This window comes from Pedobacter sp. 01N416, from assembly GCF_056399685.1.
In genome coordinates, this window is sequence record NZ_JBFTRT010001048.1 from 1 (window position 1) to 571 (window position 571).

Annotated in this window: 1 protein-coding gene; it reads right to left on the bottom strand. The window is 37.5% G+C overall.

Features of this window, described 5'->3' with window-relative positions:
- On the bottom strand, positions 1-329 hold a 329-nt coding region (locus AC1DND_RS29165; RefSeq protein WP_477586503.1), incomplete at its 3' end, for an IS110 family transposase.
- Positions 330-571: the final 242 nt, after the last annotated feature.

Here is a 571-nt window from a genome sequence, read left to right on the forward strand (position 1 = left end):
CCATACTGACCTATGCGGAAAGAATCATCCTTGTCGTTTTTTCCGCGTACCATGCCCATTGAATTTTTGATCTCCAGACCAGATAGCCTGGTATAGGCAATTGATTGCGATTCCAGAAACTGGATAAAACGGTACTCATAGCCTCCTGTAAATTCCATAACAACCAGTACTTCTTTAAGCTCAATTGAATTGGTTTTGCACCACTTTTTAAACATGGCAAATCCTTTACTGTGGTTATCAATCTTAATATGCAGCCTGCGTTCTGCACAACTGATATCTAGTGTAAGTTTTGATACATCTACTCCTAAAACAACATTCCAGTTTCCCATACGTTTATCTTTTAGTATATTTAAATAAACTGTCTTTTGCCGATCACCTTTGATAGTTCAAAGAAAGTATTCTAGCTAGGCCTTGGACAGGAATAAAAGGCAGGGACTAATACGACCATAAGTTCTGTAAACTAGAGATGACGGAAATTCACCCTGCCTTTTATTTAAACGCTTACCAAGCTTTCTTCTTGTAATACTATTGCAAGAAGAAAAATCAGTTTGATAAACCAAAGGAGATGACG